Source organism: Streptomyces sp. NPDC002276 (assembly GCF_053891435.1).
The window spans coordinates 46,929-65,902 of the sequence record NZ_JBSFCQ010000021.1 but is presented as its reverse complement, the minus strand read 5'-3'; the positions used below and the strand labels follow the sequence as shown (position 1 = coordinate 65,902).

Below are 18,974 nucleotides of genomic sequence, written 5' to 3'. Positions count from 1 at the left end.
CCGACCCTTCGGGTCCACCCACTCAGGGTTGGCCGCTGAGCCGACGCGAGGGACCGATACGCCCCGGCGGCCCCCCGCTCTTCCGGGCCGCTCGCTCGCTTCTCAAACGGGCTGGAGCGGACCTAGTCAAGGGTGGAGCGCAGCGGAATCGGCGGAGCCGACGCGTAGCGCCCTTTACTCGGTCCGCTCCAGCCCGACACTGGCAAAGAAGCGAGTGGCCCCACGGCAAGAACTCAGTCGCAGGCCCAGTACACCCCCCGCTAGCGTGCGGTACATGACCACGAACGGCAGCGAAACTCCCCAGGCCCCAGACTCCGGCGCCAACCCCCGTTTCGCCGAAGCCGCAAGGGAGTTGGGACTCGGAGACCTCCTCACCAGCATCCGCCGCTTCCCGGACGCGACCCGCACCGCAGCAGAGGCCGCCACCGCGATCGGCTGCGAACTGAGTGAGATCTGCAAGTCCCTGATCTTCGCGGCGGACGGCGTACCGGTACTGGTACTGATGGACGGAGCCTCGCGCGTGGACCTGGAACGAGTCCGTGAGGAACTCGGCGCCGAGAAGGTCACCCGGGCCAAGGCAGACGTAGTACGCGAGACGACCGGCTATGCCATCGGAGGCGTGCCGCCCTTCGGACACCGTACGAAGACCCGCGTACTCGCCGATCGTTCACTGCTCGCGCACGACGTCGTGTGGGCCGCCGCAGGCAACCCGCACGCCGTGTTTCCCATGCAACCCAAGGAACTCGTCGCGTACGCCGGTGCCACCTTGGTGGACGTGCGCGAGCAGACCTCGTGACGCCACTGGTCGCAGCCGCCGTCCTGCTCGCCGCCGTCACCCACGCCTGCTGGAACGCCCTCGCGCACCAGATCACCGACAAGCTTCTCGGCTTCACGCTCATCACGGGCGGCGGAACGGTCATCGGACTGGCCCTCGTACCGTTCACGGCCTTCCCGAAGGCCGCCGCGTGGCCATACCTCGCGACCTCCGCGCTCATCCACGTCGCCTACACACTCCTCCTGATGAAGTCGTTCAGGCTCGGAGACTTCGGCCAGGCGTATCCGATCGCGCGCGGCACCGCACCCCTCGTCGTCACCGTCTTCGCCGCGGTCTTCGCGCACGAGGTGCCCGACGGCTGGGCGGCGGCCGGCATCGCGCTCTCGTGCACGGGTCTGACCGGCGTCGCACTGTGGGGGATGCGCGGCCGACGGCCCAACTGGGCAGCGATCGGCGCCGCGTTGGCGACGGGACTGTCGATCGCCGCGTACACCGTCGTGGACGGACTCGGTGTCCGCGCCTCGGGATCGTCACTCGGCTACATCGCCTGGCTGATGGCGGTGGAGGGTTGGATGATCCCGGCCTACGCCTTCTACCTCCGACGCGGTCAACTCTTCCCGGCCCTACGGCCGTTCGTCGCCGTGGGCTTCCTCGGCGCCGTCCTGTCGGTGCTGGCGTACGGACTGGTCCTGTGGGCCCAGACCCGCGCGGAACTCGCCCCCATCGCCGCCCTGCGCGAGTCGTCGATCATCGTCGGCGCGGCCATCGGAGCGGTCTTCTTCAAGGAACGGTTCGGGGCGCCCCGGATCGCCGCCGCCGTGCTGCTGGTGGCCGGGATCGGGCTGATGCTGCGCGCGGGTTGACCGTTCGAGTTGACCGTTCGGGTTGACCGTTCCTTCACCCGGCTTGCCGACGACTTGACGATCCGTTCCATGGCCGTTCAGACGACTACCTGTGCGTGTGATGTGTGGTGCCCCTAGGTTCCCTGAGGATTCAGGAGAGAAGGGGCTCATGGAGACACTCCACGCGGTCCGGGCCGCCGGAATCACCAAGTGCTTCGGCGAGGTCGTAGCGCTCGACGGCGTCGATCTGGATGTGACGCAGGGTCAGATCCACGGCCTGGTCGGGCCGAACGGGGCGGGCAAGACCACCTTGCTCGGCCTGCTGCTGGGACTGGCCGTCGCCGACGGCGGACGGCTGGAGATCCTCGGTCGGCAGGTCGGACGGGCGTTCGCGGCCCCCGACGGCGTGGCCGGTTTCGTGGACGGCCCCGGCCTCTACCCCTCCCTCACCGCCCGGCAGAACCTCGCCGCGCTGGCCGCACTGCGCGGCGGCGGCGACGCACACACGTCAGGCATAGACGACGTACTCGACCAGGTCGGCCTCACCGATGTCGCCGACGACCGGACCCGAGGCTTCTCGCTCGGTATGCGCCAACGGCTCGGCCTCGCCGCCGCGTTGCTCACCAGACCCCGGCTGCTCGTGCTCGACGAACCGTCCAACGGCCTCGATCCGGCGGGCAAGAGACATGTGCACAAGGTGCTCAGCGGACTCGCCGCCGACGGAACCGCCGTGGTGCTCTCCAGCCACCGTATGGACGACCTGGAGGCGCTGTGCTCGGAGGTCACCATCCTCGCCACCGGACGGGTCGTGTTCTCCGGCCCGTTGAGCAAACTGGCCGCCGAGAGCCGTGAACTCGACTACAGGTTGCGGACATCCGACGCACAGGCCGCACGCGTGCTTGCCGCCGATACAGCCAGCGTTCAGATCATCGACGACGTGGGGATACGACAGGACACCGAACTGCTCGTCGTCCGCGCACTGACCCCCGCCCTCGACGAACTGGTCGCCGGCCTGGTCCGGTCGGGCATCGCGGTACGCGAACTCGCCCCCGTGGTATCGCCGTTGGAGGCCGCGTTCCTCGCGCTCACCGACCAGGAGGCGGGCCGATGACCACCGCGACCGCAACCGCGACCGCAGGCGCCGAACACACCGCCACAGCCCCCCGCGTCTCCGTCGCGCGCGGCTACCGCTTCGAACTCGTCAAACTGGTCTCCCAGTGGCGGATCCGCCTACTCGTCCTCGCCTGCTGGATCGCCCCCGCCCTCTTCGTCGCCGGGGTGAGCGGCCAGAGCACCCTCCCCTCCGACACCCTCTTCGGCCGCTGGATGCACGCCACGGGGTGGGCCGGACCGCTGGTCATGCTGGGTTTCGCGGGCAGTTGGGCGCTCCCGCTGCTGACCTCGCTCGTCGCGGGCGACGTGTTCGCGGCCGAGGACCGCCTCGGCACCTGGCGGCATCTGCTGGTGGCGGTCCGTTCGCCCGCGCGGATCTTCGCGGCGAAGGCCCTCGCCAGCGTCACCGTCATCCTGGCACTGGTGGCGGGACTGGCCGTCTCCAGCACGGTCGGCGGCCTCCTGGCCGTAGGCAACCAGCCGCTCGTCGGCCTCGACGGCCACCTGCTGACGCCCGGCGACGCGGCGGCCGCGGTCCTGCTCTCCTGGACCGCGGCCCTCGCCCCGACCCTCGCCCTCGCCGCGATCGGCCTCCTCGGCTCGGTCGCGCTGGGCCGGTCCTCGATGGGACTGCTGCTTCCCGTCCTGGTCGCGCTCGCGATGCAGGTCGCCCAGATGCTGCCCCTGCCCGTCGCCGTACGCCTCGCCCTCCCCGGCTACGCCTTCATCGCCTGGAACGGCCTGTTCACCAGCCCGGCCCAGCTCACCCCGCTCCTGATCGCCGTCGCGGTCAGCCTGGCGTGGGCTGCACTCGCCACAGCATTGGCCCATCTCCTCTTCGTACGAAGGGACTTCACCAACGCGGCCTACGACGGCTCCGGGCGCCGCGCGTTCACCTTCGGCGTGCTGCCGCTGGCCGCGCTGGCCGCGGTCACCGTGGGGGCGGTCGCCGTGGCGACACCGTCGACGGGCTCGGGGATCGAGCAGGAGAAGGTGCAGAAGTCCCTCGCCACCGTCTTCGCCCACCTCTACCGCCTCCAGACCCGGCAGCTACACCGCCCCGCCGTCACCGAGGCCCAGCTGCGGACTTCGGCGGCCTGCACCAAGAGCGACGGCCAGGCCGCCCAGGAGGGCGCGGGCAACGACTGGCGCTGCGTCGTGAGCTGGCATGTCCCCGGGGTCGCGGTCACGGGGTCGGCGATCTACCAGCTCGACATCACCTCGGACGGGCGGTTCGTGGCGGACGGCGACGGTCCCAAGGAAGTCAACGGCTACTTCCTGGTGCGGACCTCGACCGGTGACGCCCCGAATCCGCTGTGGCAGTTCGACGGCAACGTCGAGCTGCTCGACACCCAGTGAAGGGAACAGTTCCGTGCAGGTAACCCGCCAGCGTCGGATCAGTGAGAAGAAACAGGTCAACCTCTTCGGCAGACACGTCGGCCGCCGGGCACTGCTGGTGACGACGGGTATCGCCGTCGCCCTCGGCGTCACGGGCACGGCGGTCGCCTCGACGTACCAGTTCGGCACCCAGCAGGTCGGCCAGGCCACGGCCAACGGCCAGGTCATCTCCAGCGACCAGTACATCAAGCCGTACGGCACCCGCACCGTCATCAACGACGGCAAGATCATGTCGTCCACGGTCAGCCCGGACGGCACGCACCTCGCCGCCTCGATCGCCGACGGCGACGCCTCTCTGGTGGTCATGGACCTGGCGACCGGGCGGATCAAGCAGAAGATCGGCACCAGCACGGCGGACGACCTGCGTATCAGCAGCGGCGCCGTCGGCCAGGAGGGCCCGACCTACTCGCCCGACGGCAAGCAGCTGTGGCTCGGACAGGCAGGCGGCTACACCAAGTTCACCGTCAACGCCGACGGCACCCTCGCCGCCCCCACCGCCGTCCCGATCGCGGCGGACGGCGCCAAGCAGGCCCTCGTGGGCGCGGCAGTCTTCTCCCCCGACGGCTCCACCGTCTACTCGGCGGTCAACGGCCAGAACAAGGTGGTCGCCATCGACGCGGCGACCGGAACCATCAAGCAGACCTGGGCAGTTGGCACCGCTCCGCGCGGAATCGCCCTGGTCGGCGGCACGTTGTACGTCAGCAACGAGGGCGGGCGCCCGGCGAAGCCCGGCGACACCACCATCAACTCCTACGGCACCGACGTGCCCGCGAACCCGAAGACGGGCGCCAGCACCACCGGCACGGTCAGCGTCATCGACACCGCCGACCCGTCCGCCGCCGTGGGCACCATCGCCGTAGGACTGCACCCGACCGCCGTGTACGCCAAGAAGGGCGCGGTGTTCGTCACCAACACCGCCGACAACAGCGTGTCGGTCATCGACACCCGCAAGGGCAGGGTCGTCCAGACGATCGCCACCCAGCCGTGGCCCGAGGCGTCCGTCGGCTATGAGCCGAATGCGGTGACGCTCACCGACGACGGCCGGCTGCTGGTCACGCTCGGCCGCGCCAACGCGGTCGCCATCTACCGCTACAACTCCCCGCAGCAGCCCGCCCGTTACGTCGGCCTGCTCCCCACCGACTACTTCCCCTCGGGCATCACGGCCAACGGCAAGCAGATCGTCGTCGCCAACACCCGGGGCGTGGACGCCCTCCGCCCCGACGCGGCGGGCCACAACACACACGACACCACGTCGAGCCTCACGCAGTTCACGCTGCCCAGCGACCTGACCGTCAAGTCCCAGACGGCCAAGGTCTTCAAGCAGAACGGCTGGACGCCCGGCTCGGTCACCACGGCCAAGGGCAAGAGCCACGCGAAGGCGATCCCGGTCCCCGCCCGGCTCGGCGACCCCTCGACGATCAAACACGTCTTCCTGCTCGTCAAGGAGAACCGCACCTACGACCAGGTCTTCGGCGACCTCCCGCAGGGCGACGGCAACGCCTCGCTCACCCAGTTCGGCGCGAACGTGACGCCCAACCAGCACGCGCTGGCGCAGCAGTTCGGGCTCTACGACAACTTCTACGACATCGGCACCAACTCCGCCGAGGGCCACAACTGGCTGATGCAGTCGGACAATCCGGAGTACACCGAGTCCTCGGCCGGTGAGTACACGCGCAGCTACGACACCGAGAACGACGTCCTGGGCCACCAGAAGTCCGGGTTCATCTGGACCGGCGCGCAGGCGGCAGGCAAGTCGGTGAAGGACTTCGGCGAGTTCCAGTCGCTGGAGACGAAACCCTCCGGCGCGACCTGGCAGAACCTGTACTGCGACAGCAAGAACATGGCCGCCACCGGAGCGGGGACCGCCTACCCCATCAAGACGGGCTCGGCGATCCCCTCCCTCAACGACGTGTCGGTGCAAGGGTTCCCGCTCTTCGACCTCGACGTCCCGGACATCTACAAGGAGCAGATCTGGCAGCAGGACTTCGCCAAGAACGGCCCGGCGAACCTGAACATGTTCTGGTACTCCAACGACCACACAGGCGGCCCCGCCAACGCCGCCGCCGAGGTCGCCGACAACGACCTCGCGGTCGGCAGGATGGTCGACACGATCACCCACAGCAAGTACTGGAAGGACTCCGCGATCTTCGTCGTAGAGGACGACTCCCAGGCAGGCCTCGACCACGTGGACGGCCACAGGGCCCCGGTCCAGATCATCAGCCCGTACGCCAACCACGCCACGGTCGACGCCCACTACTACTCCCAGATCACCATGGTCCGCACGATCGAGCAGATCCTCGGCATCCACCCGATGAACCAGCTCGACAGCGCGGCCACCCCCATGTACGGCGCCTTCACGAGCAAGCCCGACAACACCCCGTTCACGGCGGTCCCCAACCGCACCTCCCTCACCCTGGGCGTGAGCCCCCAGCCGTCCTGCGGCTCGGACACCCCGGCGGGACTGGCCCCGACGTCGACCGCGATCCCCCCGGCCGAGAAGACACTCGCGGCAGAGTGGAAGACCTGGGCCTCCCACCAACGCCTCACGGGCCCCCACGCGGTCCCCGACTACGCCAACCCCACCCAGATGAACCGCTACACCTGGTACCAGACCCACAACTGGACCAAGCCGTACCCCGGCGACAGCAAGATCTACGCACCGGACGACGTACCGGGCGCCTACCTCCCGTCCCCGGAGTCCGACGGCTGACCGGAGCCCCCCACGCGTCAACGGTCCCTGACCGGCGCCATCGCCGGTCAGGGGCGTACCGCCACCGCGTCCACCTCGAACAGCATCCCGGGCAGCGCGAGCGAGGCGACCCCGCTCAGCGTCTGGGCCGGCAGACGGTCACCGAAGTGCGTGTGCAGCGCCTTGCCCAGAGTCTCCAGCTTGGCAAGGTCGTGGTCGACGACGAACGTACCCAGCCGCACCACGTGCTCGAACCCGAGGCCCACTCCCGCAAGGGCCGACCGGAGTCGCGCGAAGGCCACGTCCACCTGCGCCGCGAAGTCGCCCGGCACCGGTGCGCCCGTCTCGTCGGACGCGTACTGCCCGCCGATGAAGACGAGTTCACCGGGTGCCGACACGGCATGGCTGTACCCGAAGGGGGTGGGGTCGTGGAGCGTGGGCGGGTTGGTGATCGTACGGCCGTCAACGGCGTCGTTCGTGAGGGTCATGGACGGGCAACCTCCCGAGCACTCCGCCCATTCCGTCCTCAGCCGACAGGCACTCCCAGCGAGCCGACACCGGACAGATCATGGGCCCGCACGCTGTTGCGGTCCGTCGCCGCCCGCCCCAGCGCGTGGTGCGGCCACAGCCCACCCGCCACCCGTCGAGACCGCTCCCCCCACTCCCGCGCCTCGACACCGCCCGCCTTGTAGTGGTTGAGGGCGTAACCCCCGGAGTGGACGCGCAGCAGCAGAAACCCACCGGGATAGTCCTTCGCGGCGGTGACCTCCTGCTGTACGACATGCGGCGCCCGCACCAGCAGCGTCCGCTTGTTCCGGTGGGTGTGCCCCGCGTGGTGCAGGAAAACCCCCGGCGCCGAGGCATACGCGTCGACGATCGCGCGCGCCTGCCGCCGATCGAGCTGCTGCCCCCGGGTCACCGGAAACACGGAGTCCCGTACGGTCAGCGGATGGTGACCGAAGACGACGGTCGGCCGGTCCGGCTCTGCCCTGAGTCGCGCGCGGAACCAGGACAGTTGTTCTTCGCCGAGCCCACCCGCGTCACCCCCGTTACCGGCCTTGGCATACGTGTCGAGCCCGATGATCCGCAGCCCGCCGAGATCGTGCGCGAAATACCCGGGCCCGCCGCCGAAGCCGTCACCGAACCCCTCCCGGAACGTGTCGGCGGAACTCCCCGCCCGGTCGTGGTTGCCGCGTACGACGAGATAGTCCCGGCCCAGCGTGCCGAAGCCGTCCAGGATGCGTCTGGCCTCCGCCAGGTCCGCAGGCGATCCGCCCGCGGAGATGTCCCCGGCGGCCAGCAGCACGTCCGCCCCGCGCCGCTTGGCCTCCTCGACCAGGGCCCGGGTCATGATCTCCGGATAGGCGGCGAGGCCCGCCGCCTGCGACACCCCGCGCAGCAGCGGGAAGCCCGCCATGCGGCCCGCGGTGGTCTCGCCGAGGTGCAGGTCGTTGCAGAGGGCGATGGACAGCAGATGCCTGCCGGGCGGGGGCTGGGGCGTGGTGAAGGAGTACGTGCCGGTCAGCGAGCCGAGTCCGTGCCGCGAGGTGCCGACGGCGTTCCCGCGCACGTGCTGCAACGGCGTCGGTACGGCGGTCACGCCCGCGGAACGTGCCCGGTAGTAGTACGTCTGCCCGGGCTCCAGGCCGGTCAGCTCCACCTGGTGGTGCGCGGTGGGCCGCTCCTCGGCCGCGACACGGTTCAGTCGGCCCGGGTGGGTGCCGTAGACGACCTCGCCCTCGGTCACGGCGGGGAGCGGGTGGCCGAGACCGTCGTCGGTGCCGGGTATCCGGGTGTGCCAGGTGATGATCGCGCTGTCCTCGGTGAGGGTGACCAACTCCAGGTGGACGGCGGCCAGTTGGCGGAATCCACCGCGTCCGGGACGGGCGTGGGCGGCACGCAGCAGCGCCGGGACGAGGAGCGTGCCGGAGCGCAGGACGTCGTAGGGAGTGGGGAGCGCGGCGAGGGCCGCGAGGGGAGCCGAGATGCAGCAGCGCATACCCCATTGTTGCCCCAGGGTCGTGAACGCCGGCCGTGGTGCCGACGGCCGTAGCCGTACCAGTGCGCTACGACAGTGCGGTACGCACCGCCCTGACCAGGGCCTGCGCCCGTGGATCAGCCGTCACACTCTTCCTGAACGAATTCGTCACATACCCGAACGCGATGCCCGAATCCGGGTCCGCGAACCCCAGCGCGCCGCCCCGGCCCGGGTGACCGAAGGAACCCTCCGACAACAGCGGGGACGCGCTGCCGTGCAGCATGTAGCCGAGGCCGAAACGGGTGCCCACGACCAGGACGCGGTCCGGGCCCGACGAGCGTTCGGTGCGCGCCAGCTCGACCGTCTCCGGGGTGAACAGCCGTGTCCCGCCGTCCAGTTCGCCGATCAGCGAGGCGTAGAAACGGGCCAGGCCGTCCGCCGTCGCGATGCCGTTCGACGCGGGGAGTACGGCGGCCCGGTACGCGGGGTCGTTCTCGTCCGGCATCGGGGTGATCGCGCCGAACGCGCGCCGGGTGAGGGAGTCGGGGTTCGCGTAGGCCTCGGAGACCGAGCGCTTGGGGCGGACGCGGAGGCCGTGAGCGTCCGGCGGGGTCGCCTCGATCTGCGCCACCCGCCCCACCCGCCCCGCCGCACCGGACGGCAGCCCCACCCACAGGTCCGCCCCGACCGGCCCGGCGATCTCGTCCGCGATCCACGCGCCGATCGACCGTCCCGTCACCCGCCGCACCAGCTCACCGGTCAGCCAGCTGTACGTCTGCGCGTGATAGCCGTGGTCCGTGCCCGGCTCCCACACCGGCGCCTGGGCCGCGACCGCCGCCGCGCCCCTCACGGGGTCGGCGGCCTGTGCAGGGGTCAGCGGACGGTCCAGCACCGGCACGCCCGCGCGGTGCGCGAGCAGATGCCACACGAGGGTGCGTTCCTTGCCCGCCGTCTTGTACTCCGGCCAGTACTCGCCCACGGGAGCGTCCAGGTCCAGCTCACCGCGCTGCGCGAGCAGCAGCAGCGCGGCGGCGGCCACGCCCTTCGTCGCCGAGCGGACGATCTGGGCCGTGTCCCGCTGCCAGGGCGCGGTGCCGTCGACGTCCTTCGTGCCTGCCCACAGGTCCACGACCCGGTGCCCGTCCCGGTACACGGTCACGGCCGCGCCCAGGTCCCCGCGCACCTCGAAGTTGGCCGCGAACGCCTCCCTGACCGGCTCGAAGCCCTGGGCCACCACGCCGTTCACGTCCACGTCCGCACTCCTGGTCCCGCCGGTCCGCTGTCCTACCTCAACCAAGCAGGATCGTGACGTCGATGTTCCCGCGCGTCGCGTTGGAGTACGGGCAGACCTCGTGGGCCGCGTCCACCAGCTTCGCCGCGATGTCCGGATCGAGGATCGGGAGGGACACGCTCAGGGCGACCGCGAGGCCGTAGCCGCGCTGCTTGTTGGGGCCGATGCCGACCTTCGCCGCGACTGTCGAGCCGGTCAGGTCGAAGCCCGCCCTACGGCCGACCAGGACCAGCGCGTTGTGGAAGCAGGAGCTGTAGCCCGCCGCGAAGAGCTGCTCGGGGTTGGTGCCGTTGCCGTCGCCGCCCAGCGCCGGGGGCATCGCGACCTGGAGGGCGAGCTGGCCGTCCTGGCTGCTGACGAAGCCGTCCCGGCCGCCGTGGGCGGTGGCCTCGGCGACGTACATGATCTTCGTTGGGCGGGTGTCGACGGCGGTGGCAGCGGCGTCGTCGGTCATGGCGGGACCTCCCCCAGAACAGAAACACAGGACGGAAACAAAAGGCGGAAAGACAGGAGTGGGCAACTACATCGTGCACAAGATACTGACCGGTAGGTGACACGTGGCCAGCAGGGGGTAGCAACCGCCGGTAACCCGAGGTCAGCGGGCCCGTTCCGCCGCTGCCCCCGCCCGCTCCGCCAGCCGCCACAGCTCCGCGCGCAGCCGCACGACCTCCGGCATCTCCAGCTCCGTCGCCGCGAGCAGCGCCCCCGGCACCCGGGCCGCGCGCTCCCGCAACGCGCTGCCGCGCTCCGTGCACGCGACCAGCACCGACCGCTCGTCGTGCGGGGCGCGCTCGCGGTGGACGAGCCCGGCCGCCTCCAGACGCTTCAGGAGCGGCGACAGCGTGCCGTAGTCGAGGCGCAGGGCGTTCGAGAGGTCCTTGACCGTGCTCTCGCCGCGCTCCCACAGGACGAGGAGGACGAGGTACTGCGGGTAGGTCAGCTCCAGCTCCTCAAGGAGCGGGCGGTACGCGGCCGTCAGCGCGCGCTGGGCCGCGTACAGCGCGAAGCACAGCTGCTCGTCGAGGAGGAGCGACCCGGCAACCGTATGGTCCTCGTTCGTCACGCGCCCATTGTCACGGACCGAGGGTCGAACCCGAAGGGCAACTCCAGACGATGGGCCCGCATCAGCGCGTCGTCGGAGAGGAGTTCGCCGGTCGCGCCGTCCGCCGCGATCACGCCCTCGCTCAGGATCAGCGAGCGCGGGCACAACTCCAGCGCGTACGGCAGGTCGTGCGTGACCATGAGGACGGTCACGTCCAACGACCGCAGGATGTCGGCCAGTTCGCGCCGTGAGGCGGGGTCGAGGTTGGAGGACGGCTCGTCGAGGACGAGGATCTCCGGCTCCATCGCCAGCACGGTCGCCACGGCCACCCTTCGCCGCTGCCCGAACGACAGATGGTGCGGGGGCCGGTCCGCGAAGTCCGCCATCCCCACCAACTCCAGTGCCGTACGCACCCGTTGCTCCAGCTCGGCACCCTTCATCCCGGCCGCCGCCGGACCGAACGCCACGTCCTCCCGCACCGTCGGCATGAAGAGCTGGTCGTCGGGATCCTGGAAGACGATCCCGACCCGGCGCCGGATCTCCGCCATGTGCCGCTTGCCGACCGGGAGTCCGGCCACCGTCACCGTCCCCGCGCCGCCGGTGAGGATGCCGTTGAGGTGCAGCACGAGGGTGGTTTTTCCGGCGCCGTTCGGGCCGAGCAGCGCGACCCGTTCACCGCGCGCGACGGTGAAGTCGACGCCGAACAGGGCCTGATGGCCGTCGGGGTAGGCGAAGGCCAGCCCGGAGACATCCAACGAGGAGGAGTCGGTCACAGGGTCCATCCCAACAGACATACGACAAGGGCGGCGGAGGGGAGTGCGAGGGCCTGCGACCACTGCGCCCGGTCGGCGGTCACCTCGTCGATCACCGGCATGGAACCCGCGTAACCCCGGCTCACCATGGCCAGATGGACCCGCTCCCCGCGTTCGTAGGAGCGGATGAACAGCGCGCCCGCCGACTTCGCGAGCACGCCCCAGTGGCGGACGCCCCGGGCCTCGAAACCCCGTGACTCGCGGGCGATCCGCATCCGCCGCATCTCGTCGGTGATGACATCGCCGTAGCGGATCATGAACGACGCGATCTGCACGAGGAGCGGCGGGAGCCTCAACCGCTGGAGGCCCAGGAGGAGTTCGCGGAGTTCGGTGGTGGCGGCGAGGAGGACCGAGGCGGCGACGCCCAATGTGCCCTTGGCGAGGACGTTCCAGGCACCCCAGAGGCCGTTCACGCTCAACTCCAGCCCCAGGAAGGTCACTTGCTCGCCCTCCGCCACGAACGGCATCAGCACCGCGAAGGCGACGAAGGGCACCTCGATCAGCAGTCGGCGGAGCAGGAAGCCGGCGGGCACACGGGCCGCGTAGGCCACGCACGCGAGCAGCGACGCGTACAGCCCGAACGCCCACATCGCCTCGCGCGGGGTCGACACCACGACCACGACGAAGGCGAAGACAGCGGCCAGCTTCGTGTGCGGCGGCAGCGCGTGGACCCGTGAGTGGCCGTGGCGGTAGAGGCGGTGGGCGTGGCCCGCGCCCATCTCAGGCCGCCTGCGAGGAAGCGCTACGGCGCCTGCGGACCGCCCAGAAGACCCCGCTGCCCGCCACGACCGTGACGCCGACCCCGATCACGCCCGCCAGCCCGCCGGAGAGCCGGGCGTCCTCGACGTCGCGCACGCCGTAGTCCGCGAGGGGGGAGTCGGCCGAGGCGTGCGCCTTCGCCGTCCGGTCGATGCCCTGGTCGGCGGCGACCTTCTCCAGGCCGTCGGGGTTCGAGGAGGCGTAGAAGCTGACGAAACCGGCGAGGAGGAGGGAGGCGGCGAGGCCGGTGAGCCACACCTTGCGGTGCGAGGCACGTACAGGCTCCAACTCGGGCGTGGCGTCCACGAGTTCGCCGTTCACGCGCAGCTTCAACCGCTGCTCCAGGCCGCGCGCGCCGTAGACGAGATCCGGGCGTACGGCGATCACCGCGCCGACCGTGAGCGCGGTGATCGCGGCCTCGCCGACGCCGATGAGGACGTGGACGCCGATCATCGCGGTGGCGACCTTGCCGATCGAGACGTCGGTGGTGCCGCCGAGGGCGTAGAGGAGGGTGAAGACGAGGGCGGCGGCGGGGACGGAGAGCAGGGCGGCGGTGAAGGACGCGGCCGTGATCGAGCGGCGGGTGCGCGGGAGGATCTTGACCAGGCCGCGGAAGACGGCGTACGCCACGACGGTCGTGGTGATCGCCATGTCGGTGATGTTCACGCCGAGCGCGGTCAGTCCGCCGTCCGCGAAGAGGATGCCCTGCATGAGCAGGACGACCGAGACGCAGAGGACGCCGGTGTAGGGGCCGACGAGGATCGCGGCCAGCGCGCCGCCCAGCAGGTGGCCGCTGGTACCGGCCGCGACGGGGAAGTTGAGCATCTGCACGGCGAAGATGAAGGCGGCGACCAGGCCCGCCAGGGGCGCGGTGCGCTCGTCCAGTTCGCGGCGGGCGCCGCGCAGGCTCACGGCGATGGCTCCGGCGGCGACGACTCCGGTCGCGGCGGATATGGGGGCGTCGATGAATCCGTCAGGGACATGCACGGGATGATTTTAGATGGTTGTTGCGAGTCCTTTGCAAGAGCGAGAAGATCCCCATTCGTTATGTGAGATCTGTCGCCCCGAGGGGCGCGCCCGGGAAAATATGCGACATTGGGGTAGTGGAAGCGGATGCACAGCTTTCACACAGGTCACTCAGCGTAAGGGGCCGCCCGATGTCCGTAGTCGAACAGTACGCGCGAGCCCATATCGTCACCGACGAGGACGTGGACCGGCTGGACCCCGCCGCCGTGCCCGTCGTCCTGCGGTACGACCCCGAATCCGATCCGTTGGCCGTCCGTATCGATCTGCCCGGACCGCATGCGTGGACCTTCGACCGGGAGCTGCTGGAGCAGGGGCTGCGCGCCCCGGCGGGCAGTGGCGAGGTGCGGGTGTGGCCGTGCGGGCGGGTGCAGGCGGTCGTCGAGTTCCACTCCGAACAGGGCGTCTCCGTCGTCCAGTTCGAGACGAAGACGATCATGCGGTTCCTGCGGCGGACCTATACGGCCGCCACACCCGTCACCACCTGAGCCTGAGCCTGAGCCTGAGCCTCAGCCGCCGAGGCTCGCGCCCAGTTTCAGCAGGGCCGCCACGATCGGACCCGCCGTGTCGCCGCCGTGGCCGCCCGCCTGGACCACGCCGGCGGCCACGAGGTCGCCCTTGTACGCGGTGAACCAGCCGTTGGGCTTCTTCTGGCCGTCGACCTCCGCCGAGCCGGTCTTCGCGCCGTAGTCGGGGCCGAGCCCGGCCATCGCCTTGGCCGCCGTGCCGTAGTCGGCGGTGTACTTCATGACTTCCTTCAGCTGCGCCTGGGTCGTGGACGACATCGTGCGCGAGGCCTTGGCGATCGTGCGGTTGTCGACCGTCGGGGAGACCAGGTACGGCTGGTGGAAGGTGCCCGTGTCGACCGTCGAGGCGACCGACGCCATGTTCAGCGGGTTCATGCGGACCCCGCCCTGGCCGATCAGCGAGGCGCCCATCTGCGCGCCGCTCTGCACCGGGACCGAGCCGTCGAAGGTGGGGACGCCGATGGCCCAGTTGTTCATGCCGAGGCCGTAGACCTGCTGGGCCTCGGTCGTCAGGCTGCTGTTGGTCAGCTTGGGCGCGAAGTTGATGAAGGCGTTGTTGCAGGAGGCCCCGAAGGCCATCTTGAACGTGCCCTTCTTGATCTCCGAGTCGTCGTCGTTGTGGAAGGTCCAGCCCGCCAACTTGTATGTCTTGGGGCAGGGATGGGACGCGTCCGGGGTGATGAGGTTCTTCTCGAAGAGCATGGTCGACGTCACGATCTTCATCGTGGAGCCGGGGGCCAACGAGCCCTGGAAGGCCACGTTGAAGCCGTGCGAGGCGTTCGCGACGGCCAGGATCTCGCCGGTCGACGGGCGCATCATCACGACCGAGGAGTTCTTCTGCTTGCTGACCTGTGTCTCGGCCGCCGCCTGGAGGGTCGGGCTGAGCGTCGTCTTCACCTTGCCGGGCGTGCCCTTGCTCAGCTCGACCAGCGTCTTGTCGGACTCCTTGGACGTCTTGCCGCGGACCACCCGCAGTTCGATGCCCGCCTTGCCGCCCGCCTTCTTGCCGAACTTCTCTCGCAGCCCGTCCAACACCGGCCCCAGGGACGGGTACTTGGCGGTCGTCAGCTCGCCGCCGTCCCGGTCGTAGGCCTTGATCGGCGGGGTGCCGGACTCGCCCGTGACCAGGGTGTCGCCGTCCGCGAGATCCGGGTGGACGACGGAGGCGTGCCACTGCACATACGGCTTGCCGTCCTTCGCGCTGCGCACGACGGTGAGTGAAGTGGCGTACGTCATGGGCTTGTTGATGCCCTTGTACGACACCGTGCACTTCACGGAGAACGGGACCTTGGCGCCGGTGGGGGTGCCCTCGGTGACGGTGATGCCCTTCATGTGGGCGTTCTTGCTGTAGCCGGTGAGCAGCGCGGTGGCCGCCGTCGACTTGTCCGTCGCGGCGGCGGCCAGCGCGACCTTGCCCTGCTGCCAGTCGGCCAGGTACCGCTTCGCGGTCGTCTGGACCTCGGCCGCCGTCAACGGGCCTTTCTTGATGGCCTTGTGGTCCGCGGTGTTCGACGTGCGCGCCTCGGCCGACGCCCCGCCGTCGTACAGCGCGTAGGCGCCCACGCCCGCGCCGACGACGGCCACGGCGATCACCCCGCCGACCATGGCGGGTCTCGCCTTCCGTCGCTCGGCGACGCGCCTTCTCTTGCCCCTCGTGCCCACAGTTCCCGATCCTCCGCGAATCCCTTTGGGCCCCCGCCGCTCTCGGCCCTCTCACACCCCAACGACCACGCCCACCCTAGAGTCCCGTCCTGTGCGGGTGAGTTCACTTTCCACCAGGAGTGAGTTCAGCCACTCGCCGCCAGTACCGCCCGGACGATCGGTCCGGCGGCGTCGATGCCGTGGCCGCCGTCCTGCGTCATGGCCGCCGCGGCGACATCGCCCCGGTAGCCGGTGAACCAACTGTTGGACTTCGACTGCCCGTCCACCTCGGCGGACCCCGTCTTCGCCCCGATGTTCGGACCGAGCCCGGCCATGATCCCGGCCGCGGTGCCGCTCGTCGCGGTGCGGTACATCATCGCCCGCAACTGGGTCGACGTACTCGCCGACAGGCCCTGGGCGGTGGCCAGTTGGCGGTCGTCGAGGCTCTGCGACACGAGCACCGGCTGCCGGAACGTGCCCGTCTTCGCGGTCGCCGTCACCGACGCCATGTTCAGCGGGCTCATCTGCACCTGGCCCTGACCGATCAGGTTCGCCGCGGTGTCCGGGCCGCCGGACGCGGGCACCGAGCCGTCGAAGGACGGGATGCCGGTCTTCCAGTTGTCCCGGCCGAGCCCGAAACGGTCCTCGGCCTCCCGGGTCAGCGAGTCCACCTTGACCGAGTCCGCGAACTTCACGAACGCCGTGTTGCAGGAACGCGCGAAACTCTCGGCGAGCGTCGCGTTCTCGTCCGGCGCGAGGCCCGTCAGATTGTGGAAGGTCTGACTCTCCGACACCGCGGACGGCGGGCAGGGCGCGGGCCCGTTCATCGTGGTCAGCCCGTTGTCGATGAACGTGGCGGCACTGATGATCTTCATGGTCGAACCGGGCGCCAACTGCCCCAGGAACGCGGCGTTGAAGCCGTCGTCACGGTGGTTGGCGATCGCCAACACCTGCCCGGTGCTCGGCTGGAGCGCCACGACCGACGACTCCGAGTACTTCGTCACGGCCTTCTCGGCGGCGGCCTGCGCGCTCGCGCTGAGCGTCGTACGCACCTTGCCGGCCTTGCCCTTCTCCAGGGTCAGCACCGTGGTGTCGGCCGAGCCCTCGGCCTCGTGCTTGATCGCCAGCTCGATCCCCGGCGAACCGCCCGCCTTGTCACCGTACTTGGACCGCAACTCGTCGAGTATCGGCCCGAGCGACGGATACTTCTCCTTGGTCAGCACGGTCCCGTTCCGGTCCACGGCCTCGATCGCCGGGCTCGCGGACTCCCCGGTGACGAACGTGTCGCCGCTCTTCAACTCCGGGTGAATCACGGCCGGTTGCCAGTCGACCAGCGCCCGCCCGGTGGTTTTGCCGCGCACGACGGTCAGTTGGCTGCTGTACGTCAGCGGCTTCGACTTCCCGTCGTACGACACCGTCGCGTGCACCGTGAACGGCACGGTCGCCCCGGTCGTCGTACCGGGGGTTATCTTCACCCCGGTGATGTGCCCGGCCCCGCTGTAGGACTCCAGTACGGGGTCGGCGGCGGCGTCGTTGTTCGTGTACGACGCGGCGTTCACCGCCTGCCCCTTCTCCCAGGCCGCGAAGAACTTGGCCGTCGTGGCCTTGACCTCCGAAGCGCTAGGCGGCCCGCTCTTCACGGACGCGGGCCCACCGTCGGAACCGCCTACACCTGAACTGTCGTGCAGTGCGGAAACGAGGTTGTACGCCCCGTATCCCGCCCCTCCCACCATCACGGCGAACACACTGCCGATGACGGTGGCCTTTACCCCCTTGCGCATGGGTCTTACCCCTCCCCGTTAACAGTGCTTCGACTGTATGGGGCGTGGGGGAAAGTTGTGAGGGGTGTTTCCTTTTGTTGTCCTAACGGAGACTGGCGACGAAGGGGGCCCAGGCGGAGGCGGGGAGCAGCAGGGCGGGGCCGTCCGGGACCTTGGAGTCCCGGACGGGGACGGTTCCGGTGACTCCGTCGGCGACCTCGACACAATCACCGCCGCTGCCGTTGCTGTAGCTGCTCTTACGCCAGCGGGCGGCACCGACGAAGGCTTCGGCGACCTCCAGGCATTCGCCGCCAGTGCCGTTGCTGTAGCTGCTCTTGCGCCAGCGCGCAGCGCTCAAGTCATGTTCGGTGCTTGCCATTTCGATAGTCCTTCGCCGCTTGATCGATCATGGCCAGAGACGCCTCCGGGGACAGCGCCGTGGCCCTGAGCAGATCGTACGACCTGCGATGGTCCTTCACGAGGGCTGGATAGTCGATCAGTTGGCCACTGTGGAGACCCTCCGTGTACACCACGGGTGGCGCGTCCGGGAACGTCATGACTTTGATCATGCCCATCATCATCGGGTGGGCCGCTGTCGTTTCCGGAAGGATCTGCAGAACACTCTGCGCTGACCGGACCACGCTTGCCATGTGGTTCAGCTGATCGGCCATCTCGGCGGGCGGCAGCAGCGGCTTGCTGATCAGCCCCTCGTGCAGGATCACCCAGAACGCCGGAGGGTCTGCGCGCTTCCAGAGCTTGGCCCGATCCAGGCGGGCGTCGACCTGCTTCTTGACGGTCGCGGGGCGCAGCCACGGGAGCGAGGTGCGCACGACGGCGTTCGCGTACGCCGATGTCTGGAGCAGCCCTGGCACCAGCGTTGGTGCCCATTCTTCAATGCTGTCCGCGTGCTGCTCCATCTCCGCGACATCGGCGAAGTACTCCGCATGCCCTGACTGCTTCGCCTTCCGCGCGTCTTCACAACGGCGCTCGAAAAACCCGTCCGTCCCGAGGGCCTTGTCCACATGCCGGGCCAGATCCAGCGGCATCCGCCGCTCCCCGTGCTCGATCTGGCTCAGGAACGGCACCCCCCGATAACTCCCCTCCGCCAACTGTTCCAGCGTCAGACCGGCCAGTTCCCTCTTGAAGCGCAACTCCGCGCCGTAGAAGGAGGGGACGTTCGCCGACGCGTCGGTGTCCTTGCGAGGAGGCACAACTCACCACCGCCATTTGCTCGTTGACAGGCGTAACTCGAACTCCTTTCACGGTAGGGCCTGTCACGTCACTGTGTGAGTGATTCATCACAGAGAGCACAGAAAGGCGCACG

General features: G+C 69.7%; 18 protein-coding genes. 6 read left to right on the top strand and 12 right to left on the bottom strand.

The window, feature by feature from the left end; all coding sequences use genetic code 11:
- Positions 1-274: 274 nt before the first annotated feature.
- The 5 genes from ACWIHT_RS38960 (at position 275) to ACWIHT_RS38940 (ending at position 6,838) form a co-directional block, all read left to right on the top strand.
- Positions 275-796: a YbaK/EbsC family protein gene (locus ACWIHT_RS38960; protein ID WP_456173248.1), complete on the top strand. Its 522-nt coding sequence runs from the start codon at positions 275-277 to the stop codon at positions 794-796.
- Positions 793-1,638: a DMT family transporter gene (locus ACWIHT_RS38955; protein ID WP_456173247.1), complete on the top strand. Its 846-nt coding sequence runs from the start codon at positions 793-795 to the stop codon at positions 1,636-1,638. The genes ACWIHT_RS38960 and ACWIHT_RS38955 overlap by 4 nt, the downstream gene beginning before the upstream one ends.
- A 148-nt stretch (positions 1,639-1,786) precedes the next feature.
- Positions 1,787-2,728 carry an ABC transporter ATP-binding protein gene (locus ACWIHT_RS38950; RefSeq protein WP_456173246.1) on the top strand — a complete coding sequence of 314 codons (942 nt, stop codon included), beginning with the start codon at positions 1,787-1,789 and terminating at the stop codon, positions 2,726-2,728.
- Positions 2,725-4,089, top strand: coding sequence for an ABC transporter permease (locus ACWIHT_RS38945; protein WP_456173245.1), 1,365 nt, complete (start codon positions 2,725-2,727; stop codon positions 4,087-4,089). Before ACWIHT_RS38950 ends, ACWIHT_RS38945 begins: the two co-directional genes overlap by 4 nt.
- Positions 4,090-4,102: 13 nt before the next feature.
- Positions 4,103-6,838 (top strand): phosphoesterase, encoded by a 2,736-nt coding sequence (locus tag ACWIHT_RS38940; protein ID WP_456173244.1) that lies wholly within the window; start codon positions 4,103-4,105, stop codon positions 6,836-6,838.
- A 47-nt stretch (positions 6,839-6,885) separates the two neighbouring features.
- Here ACWIHT_RS38940 and ACWIHT_RS38935 read toward each other — a convergent pair whose 3' ends face one another.
- The 8 genes from ACWIHT_RS38935 to ACWIHT_RS38900 all read right to left on the bottom strand — a co-directional run bounded on the left by ACWIHT_RS38935 (position 6,886) and on the right by ACWIHT_RS38900 (position 13,686).
- Complete coding sequence (locus tag ACWIHT_RS38935; protein WP_456173243.1) at positions 6,886-7,305, bottom strand: RidA family protein; 420 nt, start codon at positions 7,303-7,305, stop codon at positions 6,886-6,888.
- 38 nt (positions 7,306-7,343) lie between these two features.
- The gene (locus ACWIHT_RS38930) at positions 7,344-8,816 is read right to left on the bottom strand and encodes a metallophosphoesterase (protein WP_456173242.1); all 1,473 of its coding nucleotides are present in this window, start codon (positions 8,814-8,816) and stop codon (positions 7,344-7,346) included.
- A gap of 67 nt (positions 8,817-8,883) precedes the next feature.
- Complete coding sequence (locus tag ACWIHT_RS38925) at positions 8,884-10,047, bottom strand: serine hydrolase domain-containing protein (RefSeq protein WP_456173241.1); 1,164 nt, start codon at positions 10,045-10,047, stop codon at positions 8,884-8,886.
- Between the two features lie 37 nt (positions 10,048-10,084).
- Positions 10,085-10,540, bottom strand: a complete 456-nt coding sequence (locus ACWIHT_RS38920; RefSeq protein WP_456173239.1) for an organic hydroperoxide resistance protein — start codon at positions 10,538-10,540, stop codon at positions 10,085-10,087.
- Positions 10,541-10,681: 141 nt separating this feature from the next.
- The gene (locus ACWIHT_RS38915; RefSeq protein WP_456173238.1) at positions 10,682-11,149 is read right to left on the bottom strand and encodes a MarR family winged helix-turn-helix transcriptional regulator; all 468 of its coding nucleotides are present in this window, start codon (positions 11,147-11,149) and stop codon (positions 10,682-10,684) included.
- The gene (locus tag ACWIHT_RS38910; RefSeq protein ID WP_456173237.1) at positions 11,146-11,922 is read right to left on the bottom strand and encodes an energy-coupling factor ABC transporter ATP-binding protein; all 777 of its coding nucleotides are present in this window, start codon (positions 11,920-11,922) and stop codon (positions 11,146-11,148) included. The genes ACWIHT_RS38915 and ACWIHT_RS38910 overlap by 4 nt, the downstream gene beginning before the upstream one ends.
- The gene (gene cbiQ, locus ACWIHT_RS38905; protein ID WP_456173236.1) at positions 11,898-12,659 is read right to left on the bottom strand and encodes a cobalt ECF transporter T component CbiQ; all 762 of its coding nucleotides are present in this window, start codon (positions 12,657-12,659) and stop codon (positions 11,898-11,900) included. Before cbiQ ends, ACWIHT_RS38910 begins: the two co-directional genes overlap by 25 nt.
- Position 12,660: 1 nt before the next feature.
- Positions 12,661-13,686, bottom strand: coding sequence for an energy-coupling factor ABC transporter permease (locus ACWIHT_RS38900; protein ID WP_456173235.1), 1,026 nt, complete (start codon positions 13,684-13,686; stop codon positions 12,661-12,663).
- 170 nt (positions 13,687-13,856) lie between these two features.
- On the opposite strand from ACWIHT_RS38900, the gene ACWIHT_RS38895 reads away from it, so the two are divergent.
- Positions 13,857-14,210 carry an SsgA family sporulation/cell division regulator gene (locus ACWIHT_RS38895; RefSeq protein WP_456173234.1) on the top strand — a complete coding sequence of 118 codons (354 nt, stop codon included), beginning with the start codon at positions 13,857-13,859 and terminating at the stop codon, positions 14,208-14,210.
- 21 nt (positions 14,211-14,231) lie between these two features.
- On the opposite strand, the gene ACWIHT_RS38890 is transcribed toward ACWIHT_RS38895, so the two are convergent.
- From ACWIHT_RS38890 to ACWIHT_RS38875, 4 genes are all read right to left on the bottom strand, one after another.
- A complete protein-coding gene (locus tag ACWIHT_RS38890; RefSeq protein ID WP_456173233.1) occupies positions 14,232-15,854 on the bottom strand; it encodes a penicillin-binding transpeptidase domain-containing protein in 1,623 nt (540 codons plus the stop codon).
- A gap of 182 nt (positions 15,855-16,036) precedes the next feature.
- Positions 16,037-17,671, bottom strand: a complete 1,635-nt coding sequence (locus tag ACWIHT_RS38885; RefSeq protein ID WP_456173232.1) for a penicillin-binding transpeptidase domain-containing protein — start codon at positions 17,669-17,671, stop codon at positions 16,037-16,039.
- 82 nt (positions 17,672-17,753) lie between these two features.
- Positions 17,754-18,029 carry a DUF397 domain-containing protein gene (locus ACWIHT_RS38880; RefSeq protein WP_456173231.1) on the bottom strand — a complete coding sequence of 92 codons (276 nt, stop codon included), beginning with the start codon at positions 18,027-18,029 and terminating at the stop codon, positions 17,754-17,756.
- Positions 18,010-18,861, bottom strand: a complete 852-nt coding sequence (locus tag ACWIHT_RS38875) for a helix-turn-helix domain-containing protein (protein WP_456173230.1) — start codon at positions 18,859-18,861, stop codon at positions 18,010-18,012. Before ACWIHT_RS38875 ends, ACWIHT_RS38880 begins: the two co-directional genes overlap by 20 nt.
- Positions 18,862-18,974 lie beyond the last annotated feature (113 nt).